General features: G+C 57.4%; 9 protein-coding genes. 4 read left to right on the top strand and 5 right to left on the bottom strand.

Going from position 1 to position 17,160, the window contains the following annotated elements; genetic code table 11:
- Nucleotides 1-346 precede the first annotated feature (346 nt).
- Nucleotides 347-3,994, top strand: a complete 3,648-nt coding sequence (locus ACOBR2_RS09010; protein ID WP_420239683.1) for a DUF3683 domain-containing protein — start codon at nt 347-349, stop codon at nt 3,992-3,994.
- A 293-nt stretch (nt 3,995-4,287) separates the two neighbouring features.
- Here ACOBR2_RS09010 and ACOBR2_RS09005 read toward each other — a convergent pair whose 3' ends face one another.
- Genes ACOBR2_RS09005 through ACOBR2_RS08995 form a run of 3 tightly spaced genes read right to left on the bottom strand, consistent with a single transcriptional unit; the run spans nt 4,288 to nt 8,504 of the window.
- Nucleotides 4,288-5,742: a sensor histidine kinase gene (locus ACOBR2_RS09005; protein ID WP_420239682.1), complete on the bottom strand. Its 1,455-nt coding sequence runs from the start codon at nt 5,740-5,742 to the stop codon at nt 4,288-4,290.
- A gap of 3 nt (nt 5,743-5,745) precedes the next feature.
- Nucleotides 5,746-6,180: a response regulator gene (locus ACOBR2_RS09000; RefSeq protein ID WP_420239681.1), complete on the bottom strand. Its 435-nt coding sequence runs from the start codon at nt 6,178-6,180 to the stop codon at nt 5,746-5,748.
- On the bottom strand, nt 6,177-8,504 hold the full coding sequence (locus tag ACOBR2_RS08995) for a PAS domain S-box protein (protein WP_420239680.1): 2,328 nt from the start codon (nt 8,502-8,504) through the stop codon (nt 6,177-6,179). Before ACOBR2_RS08995 ends, ACOBR2_RS09000 begins: the two co-directional genes overlap by 4 nt.
- A 605-nt stretch (nt 8,505-9,109) precedes the next feature.
- Between ACOBR2_RS08995 and ACOBR2_RS08990 the strand changes: the two genes are divergently transcribed.
- Nucleotides 9,110-10,126, top strand: a complete 1,017-nt coding sequence (locus ACOBR2_RS08990; protein ID WP_420239679.1) for a response regulator — start codon at nt 9,110-9,112, stop codon at nt 10,124-10,126.
- Between the two features lie 747 nt (nt 10,127-10,873).
- A complete protein-coding gene (locus ACOBR2_RS08985; protein ID WP_420239678.1) occupies nt 10,874-14,134 on the top strand; it encodes a BTAD domain-containing putative transcriptional regulator in 3,261 nt (1,086 codons plus the stop codon).
- 429 nt (nt 14,135-14,563) lie between these two features.
- Here the strand turns inward: ACOBR2_RS08985 and lexA are convergent, their stop codons facing one another.
- Entirely contained in the window at nt 14,564-15,169 is a 606-nt protein-coding gene (gene lexA, locus ACOBR2_RS08980) for a transcriptional repressor LexA (RefSeq protein WP_420239677.1), read from the bottom strand.
- A gap of 83 nt (nt 15,170-15,252) precedes the next feature.
- Between lexA and ACOBR2_RS08975 the strand changes: the two genes are divergently transcribed.
- Nucleotides 15,253-15,897, top strand: coding sequence for an MBL fold metallo-hydrolase (locus tag ACOBR2_RS08975; RefSeq protein ID WP_420239676.1), 645 nt, complete (start codon nt 15,253-15,255; stop codon nt 15,895-15,897).
- An 85-nt stretch (nt 15,898-15,982) separates the two neighbouring features.
- On the opposite strand, the gene ACOBR2_RS08970 is transcribed toward ACOBR2_RS08975, so the two are convergent.
- A complete protein-coding gene (locus ACOBR2_RS08970; protein ID WP_420239675.1) occupies nt 15,983-17,131 on the bottom strand; it encodes a pyridoxal phosphate-dependent aminotransferase in 1,149 nt (382 codons plus the stop codon).
- Between the last annotated feature and the right edge of the window lie 29 nt (nt 17,132-17,160).

The following is a 17,160-nucleotide window of genomic DNA, read 5'->3' as shown; positions in this document are numbered from 1 at the left end:
AGAGTACCGTGCGCTCTGCGGGCAAACGATGAGAAAAAATCTTTCTCCGGCAGGTCAAACGCCCGCCCGCGCCTGCGCGACGGCCGCAGAACAAAAAATTCCTCGGATATTCAGCAGAAATGCGACACGTCCTCTTGGCTCAACGATACAAAGCGCTCCCGAAGCGCAGGATTTACCGCCGCCACACCAAGCCGCAAGCGGGCTGCATTCCAGTGCTGGCGCGGGCAGTTTCCCGCACCCGTCTTTTTACTGCAATGCAGCACGAAATGCCCTTCTCCTACGCGCTGCGTCACATCGCGGCGCATTGTTCCCCCTTTATAATGGGGCGCAAAGAGCTATGAAACCTATGAGCGATGCAACCGAGTCCAAGCAGATCAGCACGCGAGAAATTCCCTTCAACTACACCTCGGCAGACGATGCCCAGGCCATCTCGTTCCTTCTCGGCCCCGAGACGGTAGGCGTTCTTGATGAACTGCGCAGTGCCCGCGTAACCGGCCGCAGCGCACGCCGACTGATGCGCATCTTCGGCGACCTGCTGATCCATCGGCGCAATCCGTACCTCTTTCAGGAACTGCTCGACTCGACCAAGCGCCGCGATGCCTTTTTCAAGCAGATCGGCAAGGACGTGGACGCGATCAACACCGCGGCCAATGGCGACGCGCGCGTGCTGGACACGCTGGCCCGCTGCCGCACGCTGATTGACCAGTTCCGTCAGGACATCAGCAGCATGCCCGACCTGCGCACCCGCGTCCGGCGTGAACTGGGCCCCGTCGTAGGCGCGTCCAATGTGCTCTTCGATCCCTTCTCGCTGGTCTCGCATGCCACCGACGCCACTGACTGGCGTTTGCATCTGCCTCTGGCCGTGGTTACGCCGGAAAAAGAATCCCAGGTTGCGCCCTTACTGGCCGCCATCGCCAAGCTTGGCCTGAAGGCCATTCCGCGTGGTGCAGGCACGGGCCTCACCGGCGGCTCGGTACCGCTGCGCTCCGGCTGCATCGTCATCAACACCGAGCGCATGGACCATATTCGCTCCATCGGTCAACAAACACTGCTGCTTGAAAACGGCCAGCAGGCCACCGCCCATGTGATGGATGTGGAAGCCGGTGTAGTTACCGAAATCGCCATGGAACACGCCATGGAGCATGGGCTGGTTTTTGCCACCGACCCCACCAGCGCCTGGGCCAGTACCATTGGCGGCAACATCGCGGAAAATGCCGGCGGCAAGATGGCCGTCCGCTGGGGCACCTGCATCGACAATCTGCTGGAATGGCAGATTGCCATGCCCGGCGGCAAAAACTGGACCGTCGCCCGCACCAATCATCAGCTGCGCAAGATTCTGCCCGACGACGCGGTCAGCTTCGAGGTGCGCGATGAGCAGGGCGCGGTGCTCAAATCCATCCGCCTGCGCGGCACTGAAATTCGTAAAAAGGGCCTCTGGAAAGACATTACCAACAAGGCTCTGGGCGGTGTACCCGGCCTGCAGAAAGAAGGCACCGACGGCGTCATCACCTCCGCCCGCTTTGTGCTTTATCCCGCCTACCAGGCCAAGCAGACGCTCTGTCTGGAGTTCTTTGGCGCGGACTTTGATGAAGCCAGCCGCGTCATCGTCGAGCTGAGCAAGGCATTTCCCTTCCCGGCCGACCATCAGGAGACGCTGCTCGCGCTTGAGCACTTTGACGACGAATACATTCGCGCCATCAACTACAAGGTGAAAGCCGCGCGTGCCCAAACGCCCCGCGCCGTGCTGCTCATCGATATAGCTGGCGACGATGAACAACAGACCCAGCGCGGCGTGGAGCGCATTCGCGCGCTGCTTACCGCGCACCCCAACACCCTGATGTTTGTGGCCCGCAACAACGAAGAGGCCGTCCGCTTCTGGCAGGACCGCAAGAAGCTGGGCGCCATCGCCCGCCGCACCAATGCCTTCAAGATGAACGAAGACATTGTGCTGCCGCTGGAGTCGCTGGCCGAGTTCGCTGACTTTGTTGACCATGTGAACACCGAGGAAGAGCGCTACTCGCAACAGCTTTTCTCCACGCGCGCCGAAGAGATTCTGGCCCGCCGCATGGCCAAGGAAGACCCCGAGCAGTTTGCCGCGCAGACCACGGCCCGCGAAGAGCTGTTTGCCACCTTCCGCAAGCAGGTTGAGGCGGAAGAAGAAAAGGCGCTGCGTTCGCTCACCCTGCTCAAGGCCTTCAAACACAATCTGGAACGCCTGATGCGCGGCTACCCGGACATTCTGGAGGCGCTCGAAAAGGCCTACAACGAAGTGCGCGACCGCCGCATCATTCTGGCGACGCACATGCACGCCGGCGACGGCAATGTGCACGTGAATGTGCCCGTGCTCTCGAATGATCGTCCCATGCTCAAGCGCACCGACCTGCGCATTGACGACGTGATGGCCAAGGTGGTTTCACTCGGAGGCGTCGTCTCGGGCGAGCACGGCATCGGCATTACCAAGCTCAAGTATTTGGAGCCCAAGCTGCTGGCCGATCTGGAAGCCTATCGCGCCGAAGTCGATCCCAGCGGCCTGATGAACCCCGGCAAGCTGCAGGACTATCAGGCCCTCGGCCACGTCTTTACGCCGTCGTTCAACATGCTGGAACTGGAAGCCAGCATTCTGCAGCACGGCAAGCTCGAAGAACTTTCCAAGATGATTGCCCACTGTGTGCGCTGCGGCAAATGCAAGCCGAACTGCTGCGTCAACTATCCGGGCAGCGGCATGTTCTATCATCCGCGCAACAAGAATCTGGCCATTGGTTCGCTGATTGAAGCACTGCTCTACGACGCGCAGCGCAAGCTCTCCACGCGCTTTGAGCTGCTCACCTGGCTGGAAGAACTGGCCGACCACTGCACCATCTGCCACAAGTGCCTTGCGCCCTGCCCAGTCGACATCGACACCGGCGCGGTCTCAGTGCTGGAGCGCGAAATTCTGGCCAGCAGCGGCATGAAGCACACGCCGCCCGCCACCAAGATGACGCTGCGCTACCTGGACAGTCAGAATACGACCTTCAACAAGGTCTTCCGCGCCTCGGTTCTGCAGATGGGCGGCGCGGCGCAGCGCATTGGCAGCAAGCTGACCGCACCGCTGCAAAAGCTGGAGCTAGCCTCCAACTTCTATCCGCTGCAGATGCTCAAGACCTCCATCGCGCCGGTGCCGTCGCAGACGCTGCGTGACGTGCTGCCCAAGTGCGAGCCCGATCAGGCGCTCTTGTTTGAGCCTGCCACGCCCGCCAAGAACGGCGAAACCAAAACCGTCTTCTACTTTCCGGGTTGCGGCAGCGAGCGCATGTTCAGCGACATTTCCATGGCCGCCATATACATGCTGCTGGAGATGGGCGTGCGCGTCGTGCTGCCTCCGCCCTTCATCTGCTGCGGATTCCCGGCCCACGTCAACGCCAAAACCGCCCAGCACTCCCGCAACGTTCTGCGCGACTCGATCCTCTTCGCGCAGATCCGCGAAATGTTCTCGCACGTTGACTTCGACGCCTGCGTAGTCAGTTGCGGAACCTGCAAGGAGGGCATTGGCGCGATGAACACGGAAGCGCTCTTCAACCGCATTGTGGACGTTTCCGCCTACTTGGCTGAAGTCGGCCTCAAGCTCGATGGCTCCGGCAATTATCTCTATCACGCGCCCTGCCACGATTCGCTTGGCGGCAAGGCAAACAGCGTGCTCCAGCAGATGGGCGGCTTTGACTCCGTGACCGCCGTGCCGCATTGCTGCTCGGAAGCCGGTACGCTCTCGCTCTCGCGGCCCGACATCACCGACCAGATGCAGCAACGCAAACGCGAGGAGCTGAAGGCGGCCATGGCCGACGACCGCAAGACCGTGCTCACCAACTGCCCGTCGTGCATTCAGGGTCTGGGCCGCACCCGCGACCTGGGCATCAAGCCTGAGCACATCATTGTTGCGCTAGCGGAAAAGTATGCCGGCAAGCAGTGGCAGAAGCAGTTCGAAGCCATTGCCAGCCGCGCCACGGCAGTTCGCTTCTAGCGCGTTTCTCGCACCAGAACATATGATTGATCCGGCCCTTGTCGTGCTTTCCCACCCTAGCCACAAAAACAAAGATGTGGCGAGGGTGGGGCACCCAGGAGTTAACTCTATCTGAGGGTCGGATCAATAAAACCAGCACCAGAGTCGGGTGCCCCGGGTCCCGACTCTGGGACCCGGGAAAGCACGAACCCAAGCTACAACTTTATGCGGTCTCCGAAGTTCGTGGCATAAGTCGCAAAAAGCAGCCGCAGATCCTTCGACTCCCTGCGGTCGCTCAGGATGACAGACTCAATCTACAACACTCGTGGAAATGAGATGGTCACCGTGGTTCCGGGGCCCGGCGCATACTCCACTTGGCCGCGCAGTTGCTTGCTCAGCATGGGAATCAGTTGCATACCCAGCGATTGTCCCTGATGCTCCAGCACATCGGGCGGCATGCCCACACCCTTGTCGGCCACCTGCAGAAAGACCTGATCGTCCTCGTTCCACAAGCGCACGGCAATCTCGCCTTCGCCCTCGGGATAGGCATACTTGATGGCATTGGTAATCAGCTCATTCAGAATCAGGCCACAGGGAATCGACTGATCGATGGTGAGCAGCGCAGGCTTCAGATCGAGCGTGAGTGTCAGGCCGTCCTGTTTATCGTAGGCCGCCACCAACGCGGGCACAAACTGCCGCACGTAGTCGGCATAATCAATCGAATTCACATCCTTCTGGCTGTAGAGCTGCTCGTGAATCAAGGCCATGGCGGCCACACGATGCTCGCATTCCTTCAGATCATTGATGCTCACCTGCTCCTTTTTCATACGGGCCTTCATGGCCAGCAAGGAAGCGATGATCTGCAGGTTGTTCTTCACCCGGTGATGCACTTCCTTGAAGAGCACCGCCTTTTCCGCCAGTGCCGCTTCGAGCGACGCCACCGTGCTCTTCAACTGAGTCACATTCTGCGCACAAACCAGTGCCTGCCGCCGCTCCTGCTCGGGCATCAGACCAATCGATAGAAGCAAGCACTCTTCCCGCCCATGCGTGGAGCCATCGGCAGCGCTCCAGACTTCAACCGCTTCATGGCGCACTCCGGTAGAAAACGTATCGAGCATGGCATGGCGGAAGATGCAATCCTCGCATCGATCGGCATTGGTCTTTTCAACCAGAAATCTCGCATCGTTTCTGCAACGAATCAGGTCACAAACCTTCCGCCCACTGCAATGCTCCATGGCAACGCCCGAGAACTGCTCCGCAGCCACGTTCATCTTCTGAACGCACAGGTCATCGCCGATCACGAACATCAGCACCGGCGCATGCGCGTAGATTGTCTCCAACTCCGATCCAACCTCGCGCAATTTGCTGTCTGCTTCCCGGTGTTCGCGCCGTAAATCCGCATCCTGCAGCTCCCGCTCCACGGCGGGCGACAGGCGCTCCATGCGGTCCTTGAGCATGTAGTCATGCGCGCCGGCCTTCATCATGCTCACGGCCACATCCTCACCCATGGCACCGGAAACCACCAGAAACGGCAAGTCCAGGCGTGACTCCTGCAGCACGCGCAGAGCCGCCGGAGCACTGAACAGGGGCAAACAGTAGTCAGCAATCACCAGATCCCAACCCCGTTCTTCGAGCGCCGCACGCATCTGTTTTTCGGTTTCCACCCGCAGAGCGTCCACCTCATAGCCCGACCGGCTCAGCGTACGCTCAATCAGTAAAGCATCGCTTTCCGAATCTTCCACCTGTAGCAGACGTATCCTGCGCCTCATAACTCAGGCCTCATATGGATGACGATTGAGTTTCAACCAGTAGAAACAGATCTTGTTCACGGATTCGCTGAACTCGGTAAAATCGACTGGTTTGCGCAGATAGCTGTTGGCGCCCAGTCTGTAGCAGCTCGTCAGATCGGCCGATTCGCTCGACGTGGTCAGCACCACCACCGGCAGATGCTTGATCCGCTCCTCCTGCCGGATGCGCTTGAGCACCTCCAGCCCGGAGATACGCGGCAGCTTCAGGTCCAGCAACACCACCGCCGGCGTCTTGTTCACGTCCCGCCCATGGTACGCACCAATTCCCAGCAGATACTCCAGCGCAATCTGCCCGTCCTCGGCCACCACCAGTTCGTCTTCGATGTGTCCCTTCTGCAAGGCACGTCTGGTTAAATCCACATCGCTCTCATTGTCTTCAACCAAGAGCACAGTTTTCATATGTTTTCGCATTCCGCCCCCCCGAGCGTAAAGATGAAGGTCGCTCCCACTCCCGGCTCTGCTTCAGCCCGGATCGTACCGCCATGCTTGAGCACAATGCGCTGCACGGTCGCCAATCCAATCCCTGTTCCCGGAAACTCCGCAGCGGAGTGAAGCCGCTGAAATGGAGCAAATAACTGTCCGGCATAGTTCATGTCAAAACCCGCGCCGTTATCGCGGACAAAGAACGTCCGCCGCATATGGTCCTTGGGATCGAGCCCGAATTCAATCACCGATTCCTCTTTTTTGCTGGAGAACTTGGCCGCATTGCCAAGCAGATTCGTCAACACAATCTCCAGCAGGCGCTCATCGCCCATCACCAGCATGCCGGGTTCAATCACAAAGCGAATCCTCTGCTCCAGTCTTTCTTCGTGGATGCGCTCAGCCACCATATTTACCAGCGACGTCAGGTCAACGCGCCCCAGCTTTACCGGCTGACGCGTCACCCGCGACAGATGCAGCAGATCGTCGATCAGATGGCCCATGCGCTGCGCTTCGGAGCGCACCCGGTCCAGATACTTGCGCGCCTGGGCATCGAGCTTTTCTCCGTAATCCTCCCACAGCGCCTGCGTCCAGCCATCAATGCCGCGCAAAGGCGCGCGCAGGTCATGCGAAACCGAATAGGCAAAGCTCTCCAGTTCGCGGTTGCTGTTCTCCAGCTGCGCCGTGCGCGTCTTCACCCGATCTTCCAGAACCTCGTTCAAACGCAGCATCTCGTCTTCAAAATGTTTGCGGATGGTAATGTCTTCGCTGAAGATGACAATTCCCCCCACCTCGCCATCGCCCTTGCGCCACGGACGCACCTCCCAGCGAATCCATTGCTCATGGCCGTCGGCACGCCGGAAGATCTCCCCCTCCGAACGCACCACCTCACCCTGCAAACCCTGCTTGTGCACGGCTTTCCATTCGTCGGAGGCTTCCGGGAACACCTCGTAATGACTGCGTCCGGAAAGATTCTGCCCCTCCAGACCATAATCAGTCTTCCAACGCTGGCTGCACTGCAGATAACACATCCCGGTGTCGAACATCGCCAGAGCCGCCGGCGCATGCTCAATCAACAGACGCGTGCGTTCATCGTTTTCCCGCAGCTCATCCTCACTATGCTTCACTGCCGTCATGTCGTTGAGCACAATCAACAGATCCGTCTCATCGGGCTCTCGAATCCCTTTCACTGGGACATAAGAAATATCCACCCAGATCGCCTTGCTTTCTTTCCCGTCAGCCTGCGGCACAAGACGGCGCACCATCTTCAGATGTGCGGGTTGATTCGTCTCCAGAACCTGCCTGAAAAGCTCCATGATCTCAGCCGACGACTCCGCCCAGAGCTCCTGCACCGAATGCCCTACCACCTGCACGCCAGGCTGCATCTGCTCATAGGCCGGATTCGCCAGGTAGTAAACGAAATCTTTGCCGCGCACAAGTGCCTTTGCAACTGGAGAATAGGTAATGACGCTCTCCATCATCTTCTTTTGCGCCGCCAGTTCCTTGGCCTGCCGGGCATATTCGGCTTCCACACTCTTCAGTTCGCTGATGTCGCGCGCAATGCCGACAATCCCCAACTCGCATCCCTGGGCATCGCGAATATGCGCGGCGCTAACCAACGTCGCCAGCCGGGTTCCATCCTTATGCATGCGAATTGCCTGGCGGTTACGCTGCATGCCGCCGTTCTGGATCCGGTTTAGAATCGCCTGCTCTTTCAGCAGTTCTTCCGGCGGGACCAGCATGAAAAAACTCCGGCCAATGGCCTCCTGCGCCGTATAGCCGAACATAAGTTCGGCGGCGCGATTCCAGCTGGTAATGGTGCCATCACTGGTGCGCATCACCATCGCATCGTCCGAGAAGTCCACGATGGCCTGCAGATGCGCATGCAGGCGCTCTTCCTTCTGGCGCAGCTTCCGCTCCGCATTGCGCGCCCGGCGCAGCTGTTCAAATAGAACGCTGGCACTCATGCCGGTCAGCATGAAAAGGACGATGCCCAGCATGTAATCGGGATTGGTAATCGTGAAAGATCCGAAGGGGTGCAACGAAAAATAATCCGTCTCCAGCGCGCACAGAACGGTGCAGAGCACCCCCGGGCCCAGGCCGCCATACCAGGCCGCCAGCACTATAAACGGATAATAGGTTGTAAAGGGAACAGAATCAGGATGATGCAGGAAAACCCGACAAAGCTGCGCGGCCAGGGCCAGCAACAACGCCACACCATAACGGACAAAGGCTCGCTGCGAACCGGAACCGAAGTTCAAGATCGTCCATCTGTCCCCGCGCTGGCAGGCACGCTCTCCCATTCTTCAGGTTGAACCTCCGGGCCAAGAAACACACTCCCCGACAAGTTAAAACCTTTACCGAAAAAACGTAAGAACGGAGGAAGAAAGCCACAATCCGAGCACCAATGAGGAGGTTCCATGCAGACGCAGAACCCGAGCCTCTGCAACGGACCTTCCTTCTTCTCATACAGCTTCTCTTTCAGATACTTAGCCGCATCATTTTGATGATCGACAGGAGTATAGCACGCGCCTTGCCGCCTGCTACAAGATTCAAGACGACTGAAGACCAGAATCAGCAATCAGGTCCGGAAACATGCGAGGCAATTGCTCACAGCAGCAGCAACATCCAGCCAAACGCACGCTGCTCTGTTCTAATCTATCGCCCGGAATCTGTTTTAAAAAGACACACCGCACCGATCTTTTGCATAAAACCAACCTCCACTCCCAGGAAAGGAAAATAGCACTTCGCATGTTCCTAAACGGCATGTGAACTTTGCCTTCCATTCCCGTGGTAATCTCATCCCCTCTGTCTCATCCGATAACACAAGCAGCACAGACCTGCTCTGCAAGCTCTCCAGTTCGGTAGAGACGGCCATGACCGCGACACAGACGGAGGACTTCCCCCCATGCAGCAAACCAAAATTCTGATTGTCGAAGACGAACCCATTGTCGCTATGGACCTGCGTCAGCAGATGGAAGAGGCTGGCTACCAGGTTGTCGGGATTGCCGAAAACGCCGAAGAAGCCTTGATGGCCGCGGAAAAAAACGGCCCGGAGCTCGCACTCCTTGACATCAACATTGCCGGAAGTATGGATGGCATCCAGACAGCAAAAATTCTGCGTCAGTGGTTCGACGTAGCGGGAATTTTTGTTACGGCCTTCAGCGACAAGAACACCGTTGCCCGCGCCGCCCGCCAAAGGCCCTATGGCTACCTGACCAAGCCCATCCGCGGCAAGGAACTGCTTGCCACTCTGCAGGTTGCGCTGCACAAAGCGCGTAACGACGCCCGCGAGCGCGAAGTGCGCTCTGAGATGGTGGCCGCCGTGGACACCATCCGCGACGGCCTGCTGCTCACCAGTATGGACGGCAAGGTACAGTTCATGAATGCCGCGCTCGAAAACCTGAGCGGAACCACCCTGCGGCAGGTCCACGGAAAACCATTCACCAAAGTTCTACGGTTAAAAAACGATCAGGGGCAGGAGGTAAGTAACCTTACCGACTTCAACGAGACAACATCGGAGGTCTTCGGTTGGAAGTTCCAAACCGAGAATCTGGCCGATCTGCCGGTGGACCTTTCCATGAACGTCTCCGAAGACGCCGAGGGCAAACCCCGCGGCATTGTCTTCATGGTGCGCGATGCCTCCGAACGCCTGCGTCATCAAGCACTTGGCGAGGTACAGGATGAAAAACCAGGCTTCGACAGCGCCCCCATGGCCATGGCCCAACTGGACAACGCCGGCAAGATTCTGCGCGTCAATCAGGCTCTTCTGACCAAGTCCGGGGTTGGTGCAGAATGCCTTTTGGGCCGCTCGCTGACCAGCCTGTCGATGGATCCTGACCCGCGTATTGCACGTGATTTGATGCATATGCTGCTGCAGGAGGGTACTATTCTGGCTGCACCACACCAAAGCAAGATGAATTGAAGTAAAAATACGTACCAGAAAAAGCCCGCCGGAAGCAACCTGGGGGGCTTTTTCGCATCTAATCCCGGCTACAAAACCAGCGTCGTCAACGCTTAAAATTACTTTAGGTCCGTCCCGCAATGCGATACCAAGTGGAGCATCTGTAGGCAGCCATTTTTGTTTTGATTGCTATTGTGGACTCAGTGAGGGCCTGTCCTACCCCGTAAGGCCTATCGAAACTAGGCCCTTCGGGAACGGTGCAAGAGTAGCACAGCACTGAAGACAGAAGAGTATCCCTCACGAGCAGAGGACGAGGTCATCCATTAAAAATAAATAGATGGGCTTATACTGCACATATAATTATAGAGCACCTCGTCCTCTGTGTAAGCATTCATATTCACCTTTCCCTCCCCCGGAAAGCTGTACTATTCTTCTACAGAACATATTTTCTTAAGTACATTCACCAGTAGTAACCATTTCTTGCGGAAGCAATGATTCTGAAATAGGATTGCACCATTATCGCTACACAAAATCATGCTTTTCCTGTCGTGCGGCTACACGATTCAACGATATGTTACTTGCAATACCTGTAAAAGTGATTACCTGTAATTTATTTACCGCATATTGATAAAATCCACAAAAAGCTGCAGATCCGCGTACTGCCCTTCTCAAAAGAGCGCAACTTTATCTACTTTCTTGACGATGAACAGACCATAGTATATGAAAAAACTGTATTCGATATCCGAACATAGGGTTTCGCTCCCGGCCATGGAGAAGAAACCAGTCCGGCGCAAAGTCGATCAGCCGTTCCATGCCAAGATCGCTTCGCCGAAGGCGGGTGAAATTGCGCCGCGCCCACGTCTTCACCTTTTGCTGGACCAAGCAGCCTCCAAACCGATGACCTGGATTTCCGCTCAGGCTGGATCGGGAAAAACCACCCTTGCCGTAGAGTATTTACATTCCACTCAGGCCTCTTTTCTCTGGTACAACTGCGACCAGGAAGACTCTTATCCATCCTCTTTCTTCTATTACATCAAGCAGGCCGCGCGCCAGAACTTCAATGGCCGCGCGGCCTCACTTCCCCTGCTCCAGCCGGAATATCTTGCTGGCGTCACAACATTTACGAGACGTTTTTTTGAGCAGCTCAGCAGCTTCTTCCTGCCCGAAAACCAGACCATGCAGCGGGGCAGGACCGCCCCCGGGGTCATTGTTCTCGACAACTATCAGGACTTGCCAGCCAATGCGCAGTTGCATTCACTGCTCAGCTTCGCCCTGGAAGGCCTGCAAGGCCGGGCGCGGATGCTGGTTCTCAGCCGCGAGGAACCACCAGCGCCCCTGATCCGCCTGCTAGCCAACGGACAGATTGTTCGTTTGGACGATGAGGACCTCCGCTTTACCCATCAGGAAGCCTCTGCTCTGGTTGAAACTCTGCAACCTCATCTGCAAGACGCAACCATTGAGCAGATTTACGAACGCACCCATGGCTGGGCGGCTGGCATGACCTTGTTGTTGGAGAGCCTGACCCCGGTTCGTCCCTCCGAGGCTCCGGAGCTGAACTGCGACTCGATCTTCGATTACTTTGCCGGAGAGATCTTTCAGGCCCTGGGGGAGGATGTAAAGCTTTTTCTTCTCCGGGCCGCCGTATTGCCGATCATCTACCTTCCTGTGGTGGAAAAACTTACCCAATATCCGCAGTCGCGTCAACTACTTAACGCCTTCTGCCGCAACAATCTGTTCACCAAAAAGCTCTCCGGCAGCAACACTGAATTTCAGTTCCACCCTCTGCTGCGGGAGTTTCTGCTCAACAGCTTGAGCTCCCAACTGCCTGCGGCCGAGTTCAATGAGCTGCGCCGCCAGGCAGGTCAACTGCTTGAAGAGCATCATCATTACGAAGACGCGGCTCGGCTCTACGGAGAAACCGGGGCGACGCAGGAACTGACCCGTCTGATCCGTACCCATGCGGCGCAATTACTGCAACAGGGCAGAAATCATATCCTTCAGGAATGGCTGAAGGCGCTGCCCGAGGGCGATTCTGACGATCCATGGCTAACGTACTGGCGCGGCATGTGCTCCTTTCCTTTGAATATTCCGCTTGCCTGCCAGCAGATGGACAAAGCGCTGCAACAGTTTTCCGCGCTGAAGGATCGCAAAGGAACTTTTCTTGCCTGGGCAGGTCTGGTGGACGCCTACACCTATAGCCTCGACAAGTGGCGCTCGCTGCTCGGCTGCCTGGATTTCTTTGAACAGCATCTGGGAGACGGCCTCTCGTTTCCCGACAAAGAGACAGAAAGAACTGTCATTTCTTCCCTTCTGACCGCTCTTGCTCTGGTGCGCACCGACCAGACATGGCGCATTGAATTCTGGCTGGAGAGAATCCAGAAACTGCAGGAAGAAACGCCCTCGATCGAATTGAAGGTCAATACCATCTTCAACCTGATCCTGTTTTACCTTTGGAAGGGCGAATACCAAAAAAACGTGGCCCTGATAGAAAACGCGCTCACTGAAATGCGCAGCCACAAACTTCCGGCCCTGATACAGATCCGCATTCTGCTGATGGTCGGCATTCAGGCGTATTACACTGCCGAATATGAACAAGGGAAGAAATCACTCCAGGATGCTCAGCAGATCGCCACGGAAAGCGGGGTGCACGTATTCGATTCCCTGCTCTGGAACTTTCTGACAGCCATCAGCCTTGCCTCCGGAGATCTGCAGCAGGCCACGATTACTTTTGAGCAGCAGGCCGGCACCCTGGTCGGTCCGACGCATCTTCTAAATCAAACCTGCTACTACAGCACTGCAGTATGGATGGCCTTGCTGGAGGGCCAACCCCAGCGCGCCCACCAACATATGCAGATGGCCGCCCCTCTGGTAGAGCACATCGGAGCGCCCTACATTCGCGCCCTGTGGCATATCGGCATGGGCATCACCCTCTTTCAGCTCGACCAACCAGATCAGGCATTCAACCATCTGCAATCGGGTAGTTACCTGGCAATTTCCATGCAAAGTACGGTGCTTGAATGGAATATTTCCCTGATCAAGGCCTGGATTTATCTGCAGCAAAAGCATGAAGCCGAAGGCATAGCCTGCTTGCGCCGCGCTCTGGAGTTGGCCCGTGCCTACCACTATGTACACCTGGAGTTTTATCTTCCGCAGATGATGCAGTTTCTGCTGGCGCATGCGCTTGAGGAGGACATTGAACCGGAATACTCGCGCCTCCTGGTCCGCAAACTCTCGCTGGATCCTCCGGTTGCGCAACCCGGCAACGTGGCATTCATTACGGCAAACTGGCCGTATGCGATCAAAATCTACACCATGGGCAGCTTTGAGATTCTACTCGATGGCGCGCCGCTCGCCTTTTCGGGAAAAGAACAGAAAAAACCGCTCGAGATGCTGAAGCTGCTGATTGCACAGGGCGGTGTAAACGTTCCCGAAGAGCAGCTCAGCGACCAACTGTGGCCCGACGCCGACGGCGACCTGGCGCACAAATCCTTTGAAACCAACCTCGGCCGCCTGCGCCGTCTGCTGGAAACCGATTCCTGCGTTCTCTACCGTGGCCGCAAGCTCTCTTTAAACCCACGCATCTGCTGGGTCGACAGTCTAGCCCTGCGCCAGCAGTTGCAGGCAGTTCACGCCGGCCAGATACGGTACAACGCCCCGTCCTTTCAGCGTGCACTGCGGCTGGCCAAGAACGTCTTTCTACCGGTAGATCAGGGCTTTGACAGCATTCAGGTCTTTCGCAGCCAACTGAACGAGGAATTGCTGCACGCTCTGCTGGCCCTGGGGAAACTCTGCGAAGAAAAGGCGGACTTTGAAGCCGCGATCGAAGCCTACCAACAAGGAATCGCCCTCGATAGACTCGGGGAAGAGTTCTATCGCCGCATCATGCTCTGCCAATGCCGACTGGGGAGCCACAGCAACGCCGCCCGCACCTATCTGGAATGCCGGGAACAGTTGCGCTACCACCTGGGCATTGAACCTTCGCCACAAACCACCGCAATCTATCAGTCGCTGGGCCAGAAAAACAAGTAAGGGTTCGCTTTGGAATTTGGGCCGAGGACTTTGAATGGGCACAGCTTTAAAGGCTGCGGGAAAACTCGTGGCGGAGGGAGGCGGGGGTTTTAGAGCAAATTCAGAATAACCGTGCAGTCTGAAAGAGTCTGCAAGGTGCCGTTTTTTTGAGAAAACGGCACTTTGCCTCATCAACTCCCTCTACAGCAATTCTGAATTTGCTATAACCCCCGCAAAAAAACGGCAAAATGGGCGGGCTTCAGCCCCGGATGTCTTTTCATCGCTCGGCCTCCAAAGTGGGCAGGATACGAAAAAAACCGTGTCTAAAGGCGGTATTCGATACCGCCATACTTCAGGGGCCTAAAGGCCCCTGCTCCCTCCGCAAAGACGAATCTACTCTGGGGTGAGCTTTTCCGCAGCCTGATAGAGCGATGGAGGGCAGGCCGCAAGCTATTTATATTTGCGCAGTACGCCCAGCACCCGGCCCTGAATTGCCACATGCGTGGCCGGCACGTAGATGGGGTCCATCTCGGAGTTGGCTGGTTGCAGGCGCACTAGCGCGCCTTCCGGAAAGTAGCGTTTGAGCGTGGTTTCGGCCCCGTGCACCAGCGCCACCACAATCTCACCGTGCCGGGCCGTACGCGTGCGCTCCACCAACACATAATCGCCGTTGATAATGTGCTCGTCGCGCATGGAGTCGCCCCGCACTTCGAGGGCAAAAACGTCGCGGTTCCCCACCACGTCGTGCAGCGAGATGGTTTCCGGAATCTCGGTGGCCTCCACCGGCAGCCCAGCCGCGATCTTGCCCGCCAGCGGCAGACAGGCGCTGGAACGCGTCTGCGCTCCAGGCGGCAGAAGGTCAATGGACCGGCTGCGGTTGTGCACGCGGTCCAGCATGCCCTTCTTTTCCAGGTTGGTAATGTGCTTGTGCACAGTGGCCAGGCTCTTCAACCCCATGCCCCGCGCAATCTCCTCAAACGAAGGCGAATAGCCATTCCGCTCCACAAAGGAGGAAAGAAAGTCCAGAATCTCTTTTTGACGACGGGTAACAGCCATGGGCGCATTATAGCGAATAAAAAGCGAACTGGAAATCTTTTTCTTTACCTTGTCTTTTCTACTCTTCTCTCTACAATCAGTCCATGATTCTTGATTCGTTTCCCGTTGGCCCTCTGGGCGCAAACTGCACAATTCTTGGCGATGAAAAATCCGGTGAAGCGCTGGTCTTCGATCCCGGCGATGAGGCCCGGCGCATCCATCAACGTCTGGAAAGCCACAAGCTTGCCGTGAAACAGATCCTACTCACCCACGCTCATCTGGATCATGTGGGCGCGGCCGCAGCGCTGAAAAAACTGACCGGCGCTCCCATCTATTTGAATGAAAACGATCTGCCCCTGTTGGAGGCAGCGCCCCAGCAAGCCGCCTGGATGGGCATGACCCCGCCCGCAATCGAACCACCCGACTTCTTTCTGACCCATGGCCAGAACGTCGGAACAGATGCCCTGCCCGTCACGGTGCTCTTCACACCCGGGCACACCCAGGGCGGCGTCTGCTTTTATCTGGTCAAGGAGGAGTTGCTGATTGCAGGCGATACGCTGTTTGCTGGCAGCGTTGGCCGCACCGACCTGCCCGGCGGCAATTCAGCCCAGTTGCTGGAGTCGATCCGCAAGCAGCTTTTGCCCCTGCCCGATGCAACCCGGGTCATCTGTGGGCACGGCCCCACGACGAGCATCGGACGTGAACGGCGCCAAAACCCTTATCTGTCCGGAACAATCTTTAATCTTTAGACACCTCTAATGATCAACTACTTACGGAGACTCCTTCAAGTATCCCTTGAAGGAGTCTCCGCGTCATGTTACTCGCTTGATTCGTTTAGATTCCGTTAACTAAAAGTTTCGCCCCCGTTACAAATTCCTCAACAGGGCCCAGCAGGCTTACCACCAGCCAACCCGACTCCGCCATCCCGAAAAAGTAGCCTGGATGCACCCAGACGCCCTGCTCCAGAAGCCGCAGAACCCGCTCTTCGTCGAGCTCAATGGCAGGGACGCGCACCACGGCATACCAACCTCCGTCGGCCACCAGCCGTTGCGCCTCGGGCTTCCGCTTCAGCTCTGCGTCAAGCACGGCCAGATTTTGGCGGACCCGCTCCCGAATCTGCGCCTGAATCTGCCCACGGGCCTCAAGCCATTGCGGCAGAGCCCACTGCACCGGCGCATTCATGGAGAGAAAGGTGTCTGCAATCACCTCCAGCCGGTCGAGCGCCTCTTCCTTCTGCGGTCCCGTGGCGGCAATCCAGGCCGACTTCATCTGGGGCAGACCGGCGATCTTGCTCATGCCGCTGACCACAAAGACGGAAACGCCTTCCAGCCCCTCGGCAAAGCTCTTGGCATCCACGCCAAAGGAAAAGTCCAGAAAGACCTCATCGACGATGAGCGCAAGCGAGTGCTGGCGGCAGAGCTGGCCTAGCTCCTCAGCCTCCCACGGTTTGGTAAAGTGGCCGGTGGGATTGTTGGGGTGCACCAGCATGATGGCGCGGCTCTTTTCCGTGATGGCCCGGCGAAAACTCTCGGGGTCGATCTGCCAACCCTGGTCGTAAACCAGCGGCACACCCACCACCCGCACGTCGTCGAGCACGGCCAGATAGTCAAAGAGCGGATAGCCCGGCTGGGGCACCAGAATTTCGCAACCCGGATCGCAGAGCAGCCGAAAAAGGAAGCTGTAAGCCTCACTCGTTGAGGTGGTCAGGATGATCTGCTCGGGGCTGAGCTGAGCGCCGTGGCTGGCATAGTAGCTGCAGACGGACTTGCGGGCCTCTAGCAGGCCGCGGGGCTGCGGATCGTAGTCAAGCGCGGCCTCGTTCTGCAGGGCGGGCAGCAGGCTCTGGGGATAGGAGAATCCGCACCGGGTCGGGTTGGAGGCGGTCAGGTCGGCGATGGGCAGCCCGGCCTTTTGACGCAGCCGGTGAGCCTCGGCCAGGCGGCTCTCTTCGGTATTCCATTCGGTACGGTGTGAAAATTTCATTTTTCTTTTCTTTCCTGAAACTTCCGGCA

This window comes from Telmatobacter bradus (assembly GCF_048629425.1).
Classification (GTDB): domain Bacteria; phylum Acidobacteriota; class Terriglobia; order Terriglobales; family Acidobacteriaceae; genus Telmatobacter; species Telmatobacter bradus.
The sequence above is the reverse complement of the archived record's forward strand: the minus strand, read 5'-3'. Positions and strand labels throughout refer to the sequence as shown.